Origin of the sequence: Mesorhizobium sp. M0244 (assembly GCF_040321795.1) — a bacterium.
In the GTDB taxonomy this organism is placed as follows: Bacteria; Pseudomonadota; Alphaproteobacteria; order Rhizobiales; family Rhizobiaceae; genus Mesorhizobium.
Window position 1 is genome coordinate 1 of sequence record NZ_JAMYSE010000076.1, and the last position, 16,092, is coordinate 16,092.

Annotated in this window: 12 protein-coding genes; 5 read left to right on the forward strand and 7 right to left on the reverse strand. The window is 62.3% G+C overall.

Annotation, left to right across the window (positions count from 1 at the left end):
- From NKJ08_RS29605 to NKJ08_RS29615, 3 genes are all read right to left on the reverse strand, one after another.
- Positions 1-2,929 (reverse strand): SPOR domain-containing protein (locus tag NKJ08_RS29605; RefSeq protein ID WP_352784693.1); only part of this gene is annotated, 2,929 nt, incomplete at its 3' end.
- A 103-nt stretch (positions 2,930-3,032) separates the two neighbouring features.
- On the reverse strand, positions 3,033-4,790 hold the full coding sequence (argS, locus tag NKJ08_RS29610; protein ID WP_352526045.1) for an arginine--tRNA ligase: 1,758 nt from the start codon (positions 4,788-4,790) through the stop codon (positions 3,033-3,035).
- Positions 4,791-4,851: 61 nt separating this feature from the next.
- Complete coding sequence (locus NKJ08_RS29615; RefSeq protein ID WP_352526047.1) at positions 4,852-6,066, reverse strand: deoxyguanosinetriphosphate triphosphohydrolase; 1,215 nt, start codon at positions 6,064-6,066, stop codon at positions 4,852-4,854.
- Between the two features lie 73 nt (positions 6,067-6,139).
- On the opposite strand from NKJ08_RS29615, the gene erpA reads away from it, so the two are divergent.
- The 5 genes from erpA (at position 6,140) to NKJ08_RS29640 (ending at position 8,601) form a co-directional block, all read left to right on the forward strand.
- Positions 6,140-6,487 carry an iron-sulfur cluster insertion protein ErpA gene (gene erpA, locus NKJ08_RS29620; RefSeq protein ID WP_352784695.1) on the forward strand — a complete coding sequence of 116 codons (348 nt, stop codon included), beginning with the start codon at positions 6,140-6,142 and terminating at the stop codon, positions 6,485-6,487.
- A 185-nt stretch (positions 6,488-6,672) separates the two neighbouring features.
- Positions 6,673-7,005 carry a hypothetical protein gene (locus NKJ08_RS29625; protein ID WP_352526050.1) on the forward strand — a complete coding sequence of 111 codons (333 nt, stop codon included), beginning with the start codon at positions 6,673-6,675 and terminating at the stop codon, positions 7,003-7,005.
- Complete coding sequence (locus NKJ08_RS29630; protein ID WP_352526052.1) at positions 7,006-7,395, forward strand: VOC family protein; 390 nt, start codon at positions 7,006-7,008, stop codon at positions 7,393-7,395.
- 30 nt (positions 7,396-7,425) lie between these two features.
- On the forward strand, positions 7,426-8,220 hold the full coding sequence (gene xth / locus NKJ08_RS29635; protein WP_352526053.1) for an exodeoxyribonuclease III: 795 nt from the start codon (positions 7,426-7,428) through the stop codon (positions 8,218-8,220).
- Positions 8,221-8,283: 63 nt separating this feature from the next.
- Positions 8,284-8,601, forward strand: coding sequence for a hypothetical protein (locus NKJ08_RS29640; RefSeq protein ID WP_352526055.1), 318 nt, complete (start codon positions 8,284-8,286; stop codon positions 8,599-8,601).
- 26 nt (positions 8,602-8,627) lie between these two features.
- On the opposite strand, the gene NKJ08_RS29645 is transcribed toward NKJ08_RS29640, so the two are convergent.
- From NKJ08_RS29645 to NKJ08_RS29660, 4 genes are all read right to left on the reverse strand, one after another.
- The gene (locus NKJ08_RS29645; RefSeq protein ID WP_352526056.1) at positions 8,628-9,461 is read right to left on the reverse strand and encodes a tetratricopeptide repeat protein; all 834 of its coding nucleotides are present in this window, start codon (positions 9,459-9,461) and stop codon (positions 8,628-8,630) included.
- Positions 9,448-11,172 carry a dihydroxy-acid dehydratase gene (gene ilvD, locus NKJ08_RS29650; protein ID WP_352526057.1) on the reverse strand — a complete coding sequence of 575 codons (1,725 nt, stop codon included), beginning with the start codon at positions 11,170-11,172 and terminating at the stop codon, positions 9,448-9,450. Before ilvD ends, NKJ08_RS29645 begins: the two co-directional genes overlap by 14 nt.
- A 280-nt stretch (positions 11,173-11,452) precedes the next feature.
- Positions 11,453-12,673 (reverse strand): outer membrane protein transport protein, encoded by a 1,221-nt coding sequence (locus NKJ08_RS29655; protein WP_352526059.1) that lies wholly within the window; start codon positions 12,671-12,673, stop codon positions 11,453-11,455.
- A gap of 380 nt (positions 12,674-13,053) precedes the next feature.
- On the reverse strand, positions 13,054-15,837 hold the full coding sequence (locus NKJ08_RS29660) for a valine--tRNA ligase (RefSeq protein ID WP_352526060.1): 2,784 nt from the start codon (positions 15,835-15,837) through the stop codon (positions 13,054-13,056).
- Positions 15,838-16,092 lie beyond the last annotated feature (255 nt).

Sequence of the window (16,092 nt, forward strand, 5' to 3'; positions counted from 1 at the left end):
GCAGAACCTGCGCAATGCGCTCCGCGGACTTGGGCGCCGGTGCGGCGGCAGGTACGGTATCGCCTGCCGGGTTGGTGCCAGACGCGTTGGTGTCAGACGCCCGGGTGCCGGGCGCGTCGATACTATCAGCGGCATCAGCGGCATCGGGGTCATTGGGCGAAAGATCGACGACGCGGCTCTCCGGCTCGTTGGCCTTCAGATCCACAGGCTCTTCGGTGTTGGTGACCAGCTTCTGCTGAACGGGCTCGGCGGGCTTGGTGCCCTTGACTACAGCGTCATAGACCTTGTTGTCCTGGTTCGGCACGACGGTGCCGCCTGGATTTTCCGGTTTGACCTTGATCGGCGTATTATCGGCCTTGACGATAACCGGCGCGTCGCTGCCGCCCTTGCCGCCGAAGGTCAGTGCAAAAGCGCCAAGGCCGCCGGCGATCGCCACCGCGCCAACTACCGCTCCTATCAGCAGCCCGCGCCTGCGCGGCTGCTTTTCGGCCTCCCGCTCGGCGAGACCCGGAACCGACATCGCCTCGTCCAGCTCGGGATCGTAGTCGAGCTCGTCAAAGGTGAAGTCGTTGGCTTGCGAAACCGGCTGGCCACCGGGCAATGTGCCCAGATCGAAATCGTCCGCTGCATCGGCATAGGAAGCGGCTGCCGCGCTGACAGGAGCTTCCACAGGCTTGGCGCCATAGGCGCGCGTCTCGCCAGGATCTTGCTTATAGCCAGACCCGAAGCCGGCATCGTATTCATCATCATAGCCAGCACTGCGCACCGGGGCAGGCGCTATGTCCGTGGCATTCATTTCGGTGAGAAGGCTGGCAAAGTCGGCGTCAAGATCGTCGTAGGCGGGCGCCATTGGCTCGTCATCGTCGAAGTTGAGCTCCGGAATGTCGAGATCGTCCGCCAGCGCCACGACGCGCTCGGGCACGTCGACCGTCTCGACATCGGGCATCTCGTCATAGGCGGAAGGCTGTTGATGCGAGGTTGGTGCAGCTTCTGTGTAGGCCGGCCGATCTTCATAGGATGGCCCATCTTCATAGGACGGCCCATCTTCATAGGACGGCCCATCTTCATAGAACGGCTTGTCTTCACGGGATGCCCGGCCTTCATAGGACGGCCTCTCTTCGACCGGCGCGGCCCGATAGGACGGCGTTGCAGCTGGCTGCTGCGGTGCCGGACGCGCCGAAGCCACCGGCTGGTTTGCAAAAGCGGGCTGAGGCTGTGCGACCGGCGTCACGCGGCTCCACGAGCGGGCCGGCTCGGCCGGTGTGGCGCGTGCCGTCAGCCAGTTCAGCGCATCTAGCGGATCTTCTTCGGAAGCAGCTGCCGCACTCTTGTCGGCCGAGTCATGATCCAGGCCGATATTCCTGGCGAAGTCGGCATCGAGCGCATCGTTGTCTAAATCATCCGTAGGTCCGGCGGCGGCGTCAACACCGAAATCCTCGCCTTCAAGCTCATCGAGGAGAACAGCACCAAGATCGGCGTCATCGGCGGCACTGGACTGCTGCGGCTCAGCGGGCTTGTGCTCATCGAGTTCCCAATCCAGCTCGCCGACAGGATGCACCGGTTCGTTGGTGACTTCTTCAGCCGCCGCGATTGGCTGTTCAGCAGCCACTGCTGGCTGCTGAATTGCAGGCGCCATGGGCTGCTGAGCAGCTGTCACAGGCTTCTGGGTCATCGGAGGTTCGTTGGCCGCTTGTGCCGGCCGTGTGCTCATCGCACCCAGCAGCGCGTTCAGCTCGTCTTCCAGACTGCGTTCCTCAGCAACTGGGGCCGTCGGGACGACAGCGGCGGCCGGCGCCACTGGTTCGGCCGCAACGACCTGCGCCACGGACTCTTCGACGTCCTCGGCAAGCGCATCGTCGAAGCTCAGATCGAAATCGTCGTCGAACGCCGCTTCAGCGGCCGTGCCGGAAAGCTCAACGGCCTCTGGTTCTTCGATCGACAGCTCTTCGATAAATTCTGGTTCTTCGATTTCGGCAGGCTCGTTCGGGCGAACGTCGAAGTCCATGTCGACATCGGCCACGGCATCATCGACATGGCCGGCAAAATTCTCATCGTCCGAAACCGCCTCAACCGGCGATGCGACGTTTGCCGCCGGCTCATGCTCGTCGAACATCAACTCGTCTTCGAGCGAGCTTGCAACGGCATCGTCGAACTCGTCATTGAACGCAGGCTCGGCGGCTTGCGCTGCGGTTTCAACGGCGACGGCCTGCTCCATCGGCTCATGCTCTTCGAGCATCAGCTCGTCTTCGAGCGAGCTTGCCACGGCGTTGTCGAACTCATTGTCGAAGGCGGGCTCGTCGACCCGCGCGTACGCCTCGGCTGCGGCCCTGGGTTCGGCATCGCTCGTCGCCCCGATCTTGCCCGTCACATCGTCGTCGAGCCGAAAATCCTGGTCGAGAGAGGCGGCAAGTTCGTCGCCCGTCGACAAGTCGTCCTCGAACGGCGACACGTCTTCGAGCGAGCCGGCGACGGCATTATCGAACTCGTCGTCGAACTCCGGCTCGACAGCGGGAGCGAACGCCCCGGTGCGGGCGGAGGCAATTTCCTCGGCAGCAACAGGAGCGGCCGCAACAGGAGCAGCATTGTCCGCCGCACTGTCCTCGAACGCGAAATCCTGCTCGAATGAGGCGGCACGCGCGTCATCCATCTCGTCGGCGGCCGTTTCGGGTGCCGGTTCGCGAAGCTCGGCAGGCGCAGCATTGTCATTGGCGTCGGTGCCGAACTCGCCCATCAACTCCTTCTCGAGATCGATGTCGAAATCGCCCTCACCCGCCGACGGCTCGGCGGCAGCGGTTTTCGACTGGGCCGGGGTTTGCGGTTTGACCGGCTGGCGCGGGTCGAACCCCATGATCCTGGTCAGTTCCGCGAACGGATCATCGTTGGCGATGTCGTTGTGGTCGGCTGCTCTCAGCTGGGTTCTGTCTGCCATTATTGTTCCCGAACTCGCACTCATTCGGACGCCATGGACGTCGCGTAGGGTTGGCCCTTACCAGCGCAATGTGGGCAAAAGGTGACAGGTTTTTTAGTCAAACCTAACGCATTTCGGTGGGCGCATTGGCTCCGATCAGCGTCAGGCCGGACGTCAAAACGTCCGAAACAGCCTGCACCAGCCCTAGTCTGGCATGCGTCAATTGTCGGTCGTTAACCTTAACAAAACGTAAGTCGGGATTATCGGTGCCCCGGTTCCAGTGTCCGTGGAAGCTGGAAGCTAGTTCGTAGAGGTAAAATGCCAGCCGGTGGGGCTCGAGCGCGAGCGCCGCGGCTTCGATCAGTCGCGGATATTCGGCAAGCTTTCTGATCAGGCCGATCTCTCCCTCGTCGGTCAGCAAAGCCACTTCGGCGGCCAGCTGGTTGCGGTCGAAATTGGCCTCGCCCAACTGCTCGCTCGCCTGCCGGAACACCGAATGGCAGCGTGCCGAGGCATACTGCACGTAAAACACCGGATTGTCCTTCGACTGCTCGGTCACCTTGGCGAAGTCGAAGTCGAGCGGCGCGTCGTTCTTGCGGTAGAGCATCATGAAGCGGATCGGGTCGCGGCCGACCTCCTCGACCACTTCGCGCAAGGTCACGAACTCGCCCGACCGCTTCGACATGCGCACCGGCTCGCCGGCGCGAAAAAGCCTCACCAGCTGGCAAAGCAGCACGGTAAGCTTGACCTCGTCGCCGGCAATTGCCCGGGCAAGCGCCTCCAGCCGCTTCACGTAGCCGCCATGATCGGCGCCAAGCACATAGATCAGTTCGACAAAGCCGCGATCGACTTTGTCCTTGAGGTAAGCGACGTCGGCGGCGAAATAGGTGAAGGTGCCGTCCGACTTGACCAGCGCCCGGTCCATGTCGTCGCCGACCGCGGTCGAGCGGAACAGCGTCTGCTCGCGGTCCTCCCAGTCGTCCGGCTTCTCGCCCTTGGGCGGCGGCAGCTTCCCCTTGTAGATGTGGCCCTTCAGCGTCAGGTCGCTGATCGCCGAGCGTATCTTGCGGGCGTTGTTCGCATGCAGCGTACGCTCGGAGAAGAAGACGTCGTGATGCACGTTGAGCAGCGCCAGATCCTCGCGGATCATCGCCATCATCGCATCGATCGTCCTGTCCTTGACGATGGCAAGCGCCTCCTCGTCCGGCATCTGCAGCAGGGCACGGCCGAATTCGCCGGCCAGCGCCTGGCCGACCGGGACGAGATAGTCGCCTGGATAAAGCCCGGCCGGAATGTCGCCGATTTCCTCGCCGAGCGCCTCGCGGTAGCGCAGCATGACTGAGCGGCCGAGCACGTCGATCTGCGAACCGGCATCGTTGATGACATATTCCTTGGTGACGTCGTAACCGGCGAAGGCCATCAGATTGGCGAGCGCGTCACCGACCACAGCACCCCGGCAATGGCCGACATGCATCGGCCCGGTCGGGTTGGCCGAGACATATTCGACATTGGTTTTCTTGCCGCTGCCGACCGTCGAGCGGCCGTAATTGCGGCCTTCGCCGAGCAGCGCCGTCAAATGCGCCTGCCAGAAGTCGCCCTTGAGCCTGAGATTGACGAAGCCCGGGCCGGCGATCTCGGCGGCCGCGATATCCTTGTCGGCGCGCAGCGCCTCGGCCAGCCTTTCGGCCAGCGCGCGCGGATTCTGGCCGGTCGGCTTGGCCAACACCATCGCAGCGTTGGTCGCCAGGTCGCCATGGCTGGCATCGCGCGGCGGCTCGACGGCGATGCGCGACAGGTCCGGCGGCACGCCATTCTTGTCTTTCAAATCAAGCGCTTCGACGGCCTTTATGATTCGCGCGTTGAAATCGGCGAAGATGTTCATTGCTATGGCTCTGACGGTTTTGCAGGGATCCGGCTCGTTGGCCGGCAAAATCGAGCCCGCCCTAGCTCAAATCCGGCGTATGGTCAAACAAACGCCTGTGCTCCTTGAGCGCATAAGTGTCCGTCATGCCGGCCAGGAAATCGGCGACGCTGCGTGCCTTGACGCGGTCCTCCGCCCGGTCGAGCCCTTCGCGCCAGCCATCCGGCATGGCGCGCGGATCGGCGAAATAGGCGTCGAACAGGTCCCTGACGATCTGGTCGGCCTCGGTGCGCACCCGCATGACCTCGGCATGCCGGTAGAGATGCTTGTAGAGAAAGGCCTTCAGTTCCTTTTCCGATACGGCCGTCTCGGCGGAGAAGGTCACCATTGTCTCGCCTGCCGCCCTCACCGCTTCGGCGCTGTCAGGCTTGATGCGCGCCAGATTGGCCGTCGTCGAGACGATTACGTCCTCGACCATGATGGTGATCTGCCGGCGCATCAGCTCGTGGCCGGTGCGTACGTCATCGAGCGCCGGATAGCGCTCACGCACGCCCTTGAGGATCGACCCTGGCAGCGAGACATCCTCTAGCATATCCAGCGTCAGCAGCCCTGCCCTCAGGCCATCGTCGATGTCGTGGGTGTTGTAGGCGATGTCGTCGGCAATCGCCGCGCACTGCGCCTCGATACCGGCGAAGCGGTCGAGCTCGAGATCGTGCAGTTCGGAATAATCGCGGATCGCCTGCGGCACTGGCCCCTTCAGCCCCTTGCCCTTGGCATCGGTCAGCGGGCCATTGTGCTTGACCAGGCCTTCCAGCGTTTCCCAGGTGAGGTTCAGGCCGTCAAATTCGGCATAGCGCCGCTCCAGCCGCGTCACCACGCGCAGCGACTGCGCATTGTGGTCGAAGCCGCCCCAGGCGGCCATCTTCTCATTCAGCGCGTCCTCGCCAGTATGGCCAAAGGGCGTATGGCCGAAATCGTGCACCAGCGCCACCGCCTCGGCCAGATCCTCGTCGCCGCGCAGCGCCCGCGCCAGGGCGCGTGCAATCTGCGCCACCTCGATCGAATGCGTCAGCCTTGTGCGGTAATGGTCGCCTTCATGCGCAACGAACACTTGCGTCTTGTGCTTCAGCCGGCGGAACGCCGTCGAATGGATGATGCGGTCGCGGTCGCGCTGGAACGGCGTGCGCGTCGGGCTTTCCACCTCGTCGAACAGCCGCCCGCGCGACTTCGCCGGGTCGCTGGCATAGGCCGCGCGCGGCCGATAGCCAAATCCGATGTCGCCCAACTCGTTGGTCATAGCGTATGCCGCAGTTGACTTGCCCCGTCGCGCTTCATACCTATCATACGAAACCGAAAGCAAGGTGACGCCCATGGGCGCTGATGCCAAGACCGCTATGAAAGTCGAGATGACCGACGCCGCCGCCAGGCGCATCGCCAAGGTTGTGGCGAACGAGGCCGGCAAGACGGCGTTGCGCGTTTCGGTCGAGGGCGGCGGCTGTTCCGGCTTTTCCTACAAGTTCGACCTGGTCGACAAGCGCAATGATGACGATGTCGCCATCGAGAAGGACGGCGCCACCGTGCTGATCGACGACCTGTCGCTGGTCTATATGGGCGGCTCGGTGATTGATTTCGTCGACGATCTGATGGGCCAGTCGTTCCAGATCAGAAACCCAAATGCGGTCGCCTCCTGCGGCTGCGGCACCAGCTTCAGTATATGAACGTATGAAACCGCTTCTCGAGGGCCGTGAGGATCCTGTGACGGTCCTTGTCGCTCGCGAGATAGAAGCAATTTCCGACGCCGATATTGTTGCTTGGGCCAGCCGCCATGCGCCGTCGCCGAGCTATGCCGACGACATCGACTACGTGCAGCTCGTGCGATGCAACCCGAGGAACATTACAAGCCTTGGAAAAGCCCCGCGATCAATTGAAGTCGCTCGTTGTGCGGCGATTTCCTGATTTCGACGACAGGTCCGCAGAAGCGAGCGACATCGCGCGCAAGGTTTTCCTGCGGCGTATCAGCACTTATCTGCAAGGAGAGTTGGACCCGTTTGATATCTGCCGGATGGTCTTCCCCATTGAGCAGAAATACGACTTCCCGGTTTGGCTTGGCGGCGTCTTTGATGCCTGTGATTGGATGCACGAGAGTACGACGCGCGAGCAGTCAACGCATTTGCGGGAGGCGATAGAGCAGATACTCGCCGAAAATGCCGAGTGCCAACCTTTCGGGAGTAAGTGAATGCGCCGCGTTGGCGCGGTCCGTCAGGTCGCGCTTTCCGCCGGGCGCGACCTCGATGCAACGCTGGCGTTCTGGCGCGACGTGCTCGGCATGAGCCTGCATGTGCGTTTCGATCCGCCGGGCATCGCCTTCATCATGGCAGGTGACGTGCGCCTGCTTTTCACTGACGGCCTGCCGGCCGGCACCGTCTATCTCGACATATCGGGCCTCGAAGAGTTCCACGCTTCGGCAAGAGCCGCCGGTGTCCCCTTCACCGCGCCGCCGGCGCTCGTCCATCGCGACACCGAAGGCCTGTTCGGCCAGGCAGGGGAAAGCGAATGGATGGCCTTCCTAAAGGACCCGGCAGGCAATACGATCGGCCTTGTCGAACGTCACCCGCCGGATCGCTAGTCTCCGGACCACCAGCCTATCGAGGCCGTCATGAAAATCGTCACCTGGAACATCAATGGCGTTCGCGCCCGCATCGGCAATTTGACCCATTGGCTGACGGAAAGCGCGCCCGACATCGCCTGCCTGCAGGAGATCAAGACGGTCGACGAGCAGTTTCCCCGCGCCGAGATCGAGGCGCTCGGCTACAATGTCGAGACTTATGGCCAAAAAGGCTTCAACGGCGTCGCCATCCTGTCGAAGCTGCGCTTCGACGAGGTCAACCGTGGCCTGTCGGGCGACGATGCCGACGAGCAGGCGCGTTTCATCGAGGGCGTGTTCTCGACCGATAAGGGCGCCTTGCGCGTTGCCTCGCTCTATCTGCCGAACGGCAACCCGATCGACGACGAGAAGAAGTTCTCCTACAAGCTTTCCTGGATGGCACGGCTGGAGCGCTGGGCCGAGGAGCGGCTTGCGCTGGAAGAGCCGCTGGTTCTGGCCGGCGACTACAATGTCATCCCCGAGCCGGTCGACGCGAAATATCCGGAAAACTGGCTAAGCGACGCGCTGTTCCAGCCCGAGACGCGACGTGCGTTCCGCCGGCTGAAGAATCTCGGCTTCACCGAAGCCGTGCGCGCGGTTACGGATGCGCCGGACACGTTTACGTTCTGGGACTATCAGGCCGGCGCCTGGCAGAAGAACAACGGCATCCGCATCGACCACCTGCTGTTGTCACCCGAAGCCGCCAATTGGTTTTCCTCGGCTTCGATCGAAAAGCAAGTGCGCGCCTGGGAAAAACCTTCCGACCACGTGCCGGTGGCGGTGGATCTCGACCTGCAGCCGGCCTGATCCGTCGGTGCCGGCACCGAACCCTCATATCGCCACAAATCGCGCGTCTGATGGGACGTCATCATGGCGGCAGGGGTTCCCATGACCATTCGAACGGCTCTTTGTCCGATTGCTCTGGCGTTTGCCATGGCAGCAACAGTGCAGGCTTTTGCCGATGAGGAATGCCTTGCCAACGGCAAATCGTTCCAGATCGGCCAAATGGCCTGCCTGACGCTTGCCGGACAAAGCCATCTCGCCCGCTGCGAGATGGTGCTCAACAACACATCCTGGACAAAGCAGCGGGACGGCTGCCCGGAGAACACGCTGGCCCCGCATCTGCAGGGCACGCCGATCTCAACACCAGCGCCCGGCGGCGTGCCGGCGGAACCGACCGAGAATTGATTTAAATCGACAATCCCGCCGGCCTACTAGTCGCCGCCACCCTTGGTGAGGATGTCGTCGGCCAGCGAGATCGCGGTACGGCGGTCGGCTTCGCCGGCGGCGGCAAACGCTTCTTCCTGCATGCCGCGGATCCATGGCTGGTCGGCGGGTGAGGCCCGTTCGAGCGCCGCGGTCATCATCGCCAGCCCCCGCACGATCTTGCCGCTTTGGAAAAGCAGGTTGCCGAGCGTCGCCTGTGCCCCCGCATGGCCCTTTTCGGCCGCCAGCTGGAACCAGCGGCCGGCCTGCTTGACGCTTGCCTTGACGCCGCCCTCGCCCTTGAGGAACATCTGGCCCATCTCGAATTGGGCGTTCGGGTTGCGGTAGTTGGCGGCGGCACGCATGTAATATTCCTGGGCCGCCACCTCGTTCTCCTCGACGGGGCTGCCGGGAATGCCCTTCCTCAGATAGTCGCCAAGCGCCACCAGCGCGTCCGAAACATAGCTTTCCTCGGGCGAACCGGGCTCGACGTCCTGGTCGACGATCTCGCTGAAGAACTTGAATGCCGCGTAGTCGTCTCGCGCCACGCCATCGCCTTCGGCATACATGCGCGCAAGCTTCCAGGTGGCACCGATCTGGCCGTTCTCGGCGGCATATTTATAGGCTTCCGCGGCCTGCTCCTTATGGCCGTTCTTGTAGGCGGAAAAGCCGAACTGGAATACCGCCCACGGGCTCGACTGCGGCTTCACGCCGGTCTTGTCGTCGAATACCTTGTCGTCGAAGGCCATGGCCTGGCCGACGGCGCCCAAGGTCGCGCCAAAAGTGGCGAGCGCAACCAGTGCCGAAAGGACAGACGACCTCAACAACTCAGATGTCCGCATAGCAGTGTGTTTCTTTGGCACCGCCGGGATGGGTGACCGCGCCATCGCGGGCAGATCCGACCGTCTGTGCGTATTTCCAGATCGCGCCCGACTGATAGTCGGTCGTGCGCGCCTTCCATGCCTTTGCCCTCGCCGCCAGTTCGGCCTTGGACAACGCAACCTCGATCGTGCCATTCACCGCGTCGATCGAAATCAAGTCGCCGTCCTTCAGCAGCCCGATCGGGCCGCCCACGGCCGCTTCCGGCCCGACATGGCCGATGCAGAAACCGCGCGTCGCGCCCGAAAAACGCCCGTCGGTGATGAGCGCCACCTTGCCGCCCATGCCTTGGCCATAAAGAGCCGCCGTCGTCGACAGCATTTCGCGCATGCCTGGGCCGCCGCGCGGGCCCTCATAGCGGATGACGAGAACCTCGCCTTCCCTATAGTTGCGGTGCGTAACAGCCTCGAAACATTCCTCTTCCGAATCGAAGCAGCGTGCCGGACCCGAGAATTTGAGCTCCGCCATACCGGCGACCTTCACGATCGCGCCTTCGGGGGCAAGGTTACCCTTCAAGCCCACGACCCCGCCGGTCTGGGTGATCGGCCTATTGGCGGGACGGACCACATCCTGGCTGTCATTCCAGGAAACATGTTCCATATTTTCGGCCAAAGTGCGGCCGGTCACCGTCAGGCAATCGCCATGAAGATAGCCGTGGTCGAGCAGCGTCTTCATCAGCAACGGAATGCCGCCGGCCTCGAACATGTCCTTGGCGACGTATTTGCCGCCCGGCTTGAGGTCGGCGATGTAGGGCGTCTTCTCAAATATCTTGGCCACGTCGAAAAGGTCGAACTTTATCCCGGCCTCGTGCGCGATCGCCGGCAAATGCAGCGCCGCGTTGGTCGAGCCGCCAGTGGCCGAGACCACGGTCGCGGCATTTTCCAACGCTTTCATAGTAACGATATCGCGCGGGCGGATGTTCCTTGCGATCAGCTCCATGATCTTTTCGCCGGAAGCGAAATTGAAGCGGTCGCGCATCTCGTAAGGTGCCGGCGCGCCGCAGGAATAGGGCAGCGCCAGGCCAATCGCCTCGGCCACGGTGGCCATGGTGTTGGCGGTGAACTGGGCACCGCAGGAGCCGGCCGACGGACAGGCGACTTGTTCGATTTCAAGGAGCTCAGCGTCGCTGATCGTGCCGACCGAATGCTGACCGACGGCCTCGAACACGTCCTGCACGGTGATCTGCCGGCCACGGTAGCTGCCGGGCAGGATCGAGCCGCCGTAGATGAAGATCGATGGCACGTTGAGGCGCACCATGGCCATCATCATGCCGGGCAGCGACTTGTCGCAGCCGGCCAGTCCGACCAGCGCATCGTAGCAATGGCCGCGCATCGTAAGCTCGACCGAATCGGCGATGACCTCGCGCGATACCAGCGACGACTTCATCCCCTGATGGCCCATGGCGATGCCGTCGGTGACGGTGATGGTGCAGAATTCGCGCGGCGTGCCACTGGCGGCGGCCACGCCCTTCTTGACCACTTGCGCCTGGCGCATCAGCGAGATGTTGCAGGGTGCGGCCTCATTCCAACAACTTGCGACGCCGACCAGCGGCTGCGCGATCTCGGCCGCCGACAGCCCCATCGCATAGAGGTAGGAGCGGTGTGGCGCCCGCTCAGGACCAACGGTCACGTGGCGGCTTGGCAGCTTGGCCTTGGAGATCGCTCTGGCGTCCATACTCGTCCTTGCCGCGGGCGGTGCGGCCTGCCTCTTCGCCTAGCCTGTTGGCGCGTGTCCCGAGACAAGTTCGAGGTGCGCCGGGTTTATGGCGGGAAATGGGCAATGTTCCCGGGCGGCTCGGCGACGCGAGGGTTGTTCAGAAACTTGTTGCCAAAACGTCACAATTACAGGAGTGAGCATTATGCGGAGCAGTTGTTGCGCCGGCCGGGCGCCGGACGGAGCGCCAAGCAAAACGGCCGGGCAATGCCCGGCCGTTTTGTCGTTTAAAAATTTGTAGTTAGAACTTGATCTTGACGGAAGCCGAACCGGCGAGAAGCAGGTCGTTGCCGTAGGTATAGGTGATGGCATTTGCCACGTCGCCGACACCACTGAAACTCGATGACCCGCTCGTCAGCACACCGATCGAGCCGCCGAGCCTGACCTCGACCTTGTCGTTCGGCGAATAGGAGACGCCGCTGGCCACGGCCCAGGTATCCGACTGATAGCCGGAGGTCGTCGAGGTGCCGCGATCCCAGGTCAGCGAAACCACGCCTGACAATTGGTCGGTGAACTTGTGGCCGATACCGCCCGTGACCGTCCAGCCGTCGCGATAAAGCAGGTCGAAGGAAACGGGCGAGGGAGCACCGGTCACCGGACTGCGTACGCCATTGATGGCAATGACGCCAAGCTTGCTCCACTCCTGCCAGCGGATGGAACCAAAGGCCAGCCAGCCAGGAGCTATACCGCTCTGCAGCTTGAATTCCAGAGCTTGAGGTATCTCAGCCGCCGCGGAGACAGGGTACACCCCGGTAGAGCCAGGAATCAGATCCGCCGGAAAGGCGCCCCTGAAGCCGGTCGTGTCGACGGTTCCCGACAGCCCGTCATATTTGTAGCTCGAAGAGTACATCAGGCTGGCGCGCAGGGCGATTTCGGGGATTTCATAGGCGGCACCCGCACGCCAACCCCATGCTTCGTCGGAAAGTTTGAATTTTCCGAGGCCGGTATTGCCGAAGGCCAGCAATGTCTGGCGGGACAGAAACGCGTCGACCTGCTGATAGGAGACACCGCCGATGAACCGCACGGCACCCTTGCCGACGTTTAGCTTGTACGAGCAGGTGAGGCCGAAATCGTCTGTGTCGACGGAGTATTTGACCGCTGTCGGCGAATAGGCGTTGTTCACGCCGAAATTTGCATCCGCGCCATACGGTCTCGTATAGGTGGCAAGGCAGTCCACGGGCTCAAAGATATTGGCCTTGATGCCGATATGCGGCACTGCGTAATCACCGCCGACGTCGATTTTGGACGTCGACAGCCCCGAGCCGTCCAGACGCTGCACATTTTTAAGGGTGCGTTGAGGCGAAACATAGGTGACGCCAGCATCGAACGAATATGGCGCCGCATCAAACAGCTGGTCGATATTGACACCGCCCCGGTCAAAGCCTCCGGATTGCGCCGTCCCAACCAAAGCCAGCGAAAAGGCCCCTGCCCCCAGCAGCGCTTTCAGACGCGAATAACACATGAATCTCCTCCCCGAATATCGTTGCATCAAGCTAGAACCAATTCAGGTTAACCGCGCAACAACGAATTCGCCGTGCGTACATGTACACCTTGGCCGAACGCATTTCCGACAAGGTGTCGGCCTTCCCGACAAGGCGGGAAAATGGCCGGCTCAATACAAATCAATGAGAAAAATCGGGAAAATCGCCTAAAACACCGCAAAACAGAGCGGTTTGCGGGCCCAGTCAGCCATTGTTACATTATGGCAACAATGGGGCAAAAACATTCAGTTTGCCTCAAGATTTACGCTGCGGAATGCCTGTTTTCGTGGCAGGAAGCCTGTCTGGAAAGCAGATTCGTGACCGGCAAATCTGTTCGGTCAGCCGGCCCAAATCTGTTCGGTCAACTGGCATCGCGCACCCGCGTCAATGCCACCGAAAGCTTCTCTTGCGCCTCGCGATATTCGGCGAGTTTTTCGCGCTCGGCCTCCACCACCTCTTCCGGCGCGTTGGCGACGAATTTCTCGTTGGACAGCTTCTTGTAAAGCCGCGCAATTTCCTCGGTCACCTTGGCAAGTTCCTTCTGCAGGCGCGCTGCCTCGGCGGTAAGGTCGATCAGGCTGCCGAGCGGCAGGCAGATGGTCGCCTCGTTGACGACGATCTGGGCGGATCCCCTGGGTGGCACCTCGGCGAGCGAGATGTCGCCGACCCGCGCCAGACGCTTGATAGCGGAGCTCTGACGCTCGAACCTTTCGCGTGTCGTTTCGTTGGCGCCAATCACCACAAGCGGCGCGATAGCCGCCGGCGGCACGTTCATTTCTGAACGCACCGAGCGGATGCCGGAGACGAGATCGACCAGCCAGTTGATATCGGCGGCGGCCTCCTCGTCCTCGAAGTCGGGCGACGGCCATGCCGCATGACAAAGCAGCGACGGCCGCTGCCCGCCCTCGCCGGCGGTTTCGGCCCAAAGTTCCTCGGTCATGAACGGCATCATCGGATGCAGCAGCTTGTAGATCTCATCGAGCACGAAGGCGACGCAGGCCCTGCTCTCGGCCTTGGCGGCCTCGTCGATGCCCATGAACACCGGCTTCAGCAGTTCCAGGTACCAGTCGCAGAACTGGTTCCAGACGAACCGGTAGGCGGCACCCGCCGCCTCATTGAAGCGGTATGAGGTGATGCCGTCCGTCATATCCCGCGCGGCCCGCGTCAGCTCGGTCAGGATCCAGCGGTTGACCGCCAGCTTGGCGTCCTGCAGCCAGAAATCGTCGTTGCGCGCCACTTCGTTCATCTCGGCGAAGCGCGTCGCGTTCCACAGCTTGGTGCCGAAATTGCGATAACCGGCAATGCGGGCCGGATCGAGCTTAACGTCGCGCCCTTGAGCTGCCATCACCGTCAAGGTGAAGCGCAGCGCATCGGCGCCATATTCGTCGATGAGCTCGAGCGGGTCGATGACGTTGCCTTTCGACTTCGACATCTTCTGCCCGGTCTTGTCGCGAACCAGCGCGTGGACATAGACCGTATGGAACGGCTCCTGGTCCATGAAATGCAGGCCCATCATCATCATTCGGGCGACCCAGAAGAAGATGATGTCGAAACCGGTCACCAGCACGTCGGTCGGGTAATAGGTCTTCAGCTCCGGCGTCTGGTCCGGCCAGCCAAGCGTCGAGAACGGCCACAGCGCCGACGAGAACCATGTGTCGAGCACGTCCTCGTCGCGGGTCAGGATCTCGCCAGGCTTGAAATTCTCGAGCTTGTCCTCGACCCAGGCCTTCCATGGCCCTTCCAGCGCCAAATAATATTCGACGGCGGCACCGAGTGCTTCTTCCTCGGTCTTTTCGACAAAGACATGCCCGTCCGGCCCGTACCAGGCCGGGATCTGGTGGCCCCACCAGAGCTGGCGCGAAATGCACCAGGGCTGGATGTTCTCCATCCAGTCGAAATAGGTCTTTTCCCAGTTTTTCGGCACGAAATTAGTACGGCTTTCGCGCACCGAGGCGATCGCCGGCTTGGCCAGTTCCGCCGCATTGACATACCATTGGTCGGTCAAAAACGGCTCGATCGGCACGCCGCCGCGGTCGCCATGCGGCACCGCGTGGCGATGCGGCTCGACCTTTTCGAGAAAGCCGCCCGCCTCCATCAGCTCGACGATCTTCTTGCGCGCATCGAAACGGTCCAGGCCGTCGAGGCTGTCCCAGACGGCCTGGCGCTCCGGCGTCACCTCCAGCCCGGCGAGAAAATCCTCATTGTCCTTGAGGCTCACCGCCGCATTGACAGTGAGGATGTTGACCGCCGGCAGCCTGTGGCGCTTGCCGACCTCGAAGTCGTTGAAGTCATGCGCCGGCGTGATCTTGACCGCACCGCTGCCTTTTTCGGGATCGGAATACTCGTCCGCCACCACCGGGATCCTGCGGCCGACGATCGGCAGGATGAGGTTCTTGCCGACAAGATGCCGGAAACGCTCGTCGTCGGGATGGACGGCGACCGCCGTATCGCCCAGCATCGTCTCCGGGCGGGTCGTCGCAACGGTGATGAAGGTCTTCGGATTCTCCGGATCGAACGTCTTGCCTTCGACCGGATAGCGGAAGTGCCAGAGGTTGCCGTTTACCTCCTGCTGCTCGACCTCGAGATCCGAGATGGCGGTCAACAGTTTCGGGTCCCAGTTCACAAGGCGCTTGTCCTTGTAGATCAGCCCTTCCTTGTAGAGCGTGACAAACACTTCGAGCACGGCCTTGGACAGGCCTTCGTCCATGGTGAAGCGCTCCCGGCTCCAGTCGGCCGAGGCTCCGAGCCGCTTTAGCTGGTTGAGGATCGCGCCGCCGGACTCGGCCTTCCACTCCCACACCTTGTCGATGAACTGCTCGCGCGTCAGGTCGCGGCGGTGGATCTGCTTTTCCATCAGCTGGCGCTCGACCACCATCTGCGTGGCGATGCCGGCATGGTCCATGCCCGGCTGCCACAAGACGTTCTTGCCGCGCATGCGCTCGAAGCGCACCAGAATGTCCTGCAGCGTGTTGTTGAGCGCATGGCCCATATGCAGCGAGCCGGTGACGTTCGGCGGCGGGATGACGATGGTGAAGGCTTCAGCCCCCTCTTCGGCGCCGGCACCGGCCCGAAACGCGTCGGCCTCTTCCCAGATCCTGGCAATCTTCGGCTCGACGGCTTTTGCGTCGTAGGTCTTTTCGAGCATGGGAAAACGGTCCGCGCTGTCCGGAATTTGTGGTCCGGTGTAAATCGGAAGGTGGTTGCCAAGTCAACCGCAAGGGCGGCGGGTTTGTTCCACTCTACGCACCACACGAGTTTGTCCGTTTCGCGGGAGACACCGTGTCCGGATTCGACACGGCTTCCCCAAGCCGGGCAGTCGGCCCAGTCCGAACAGCGACATGGCTACGCGGTGGCGATAAGCTTGAAACGGATGAGCTTGAAATGGTCAACCAGGCCGCGC

What these genes read in the sequence shown, in the direction of transcription:
- NKJ08_RS29660 (WP_352526060.1), bottom strand. Translation starts at nt 15,837, where the DNA reads ATGCTCGAAAAGACCTACGACGCAAAAGCCGTCGAGCCGAAGATTGCC.
- argS (WP_352526045.1), bottom strand. Translation starts at nt 4,790, where the DNA reads ATGAACATCTTCGCCGATTTCAACGCGCGAATCATAAAGGCCGTCGAA.
- erpA (WP_352784695.1), top strand. Translation starts at nt 6,140, where the DNA reads ATGGGCGCTGATGCCAAGACCGCTATGAAAGTCGAGATGACCGACGCC.
- ilvD (WP_352526057.1), bottom strand. Translation starts at nt 11,172, where the DNA reads ATGGACGCCAGAGCGATCTCCAAGGCCAAGCTGCCAAGCCGCCACGTG.
- NKJ08_RS29630 (WP_352526052.1), top strand. Translation starts at nt 7,006, where the DNA reads ATGCGCCGCGTTGGCGCGGTCCGTCAGGTCGCGCTTTCCGCCGGGCGC.
- NKJ08_RS29640 (WP_352526055.1), top strand. Translation starts at nt 8,284, where the DNA reads ATGGCGGCAGGGGTTCCCATGACCATTCGAACGGCTCTTTGTCCGATT.
- NKJ08_RS29655 (WP_352526059.1), bottom strand. Translation starts at nt 12,673, where the DNA reads ATGTGTTATTCGCGTCTGAAAGCGCTGCTGGGGGCAGGGGCCTTTTCG.
- NKJ08_RS29645 (WP_352526056.1), bottom strand. Translation starts at nt 9,461, where the DNA reads ATGCGGACATCTGAGTTGTTGAGGTCGTCTGTCCTTTCGGCACTGGTT.
- xth (WP_352526053.1), top strand. Translation starts at nt 7,426, where the DNA reads ATGAAAATCGTCACCTGGAACATCAATGGCGTTCGCGCCCGCATCGGC.
- NKJ08_RS29615 (WP_352526047.1), bottom strand. Translation starts at nt 6,066, where the DNA reads ATGACCAACGAGTTGGGCGACATCGGATTTGGCTATCGGCCGCGCGCG.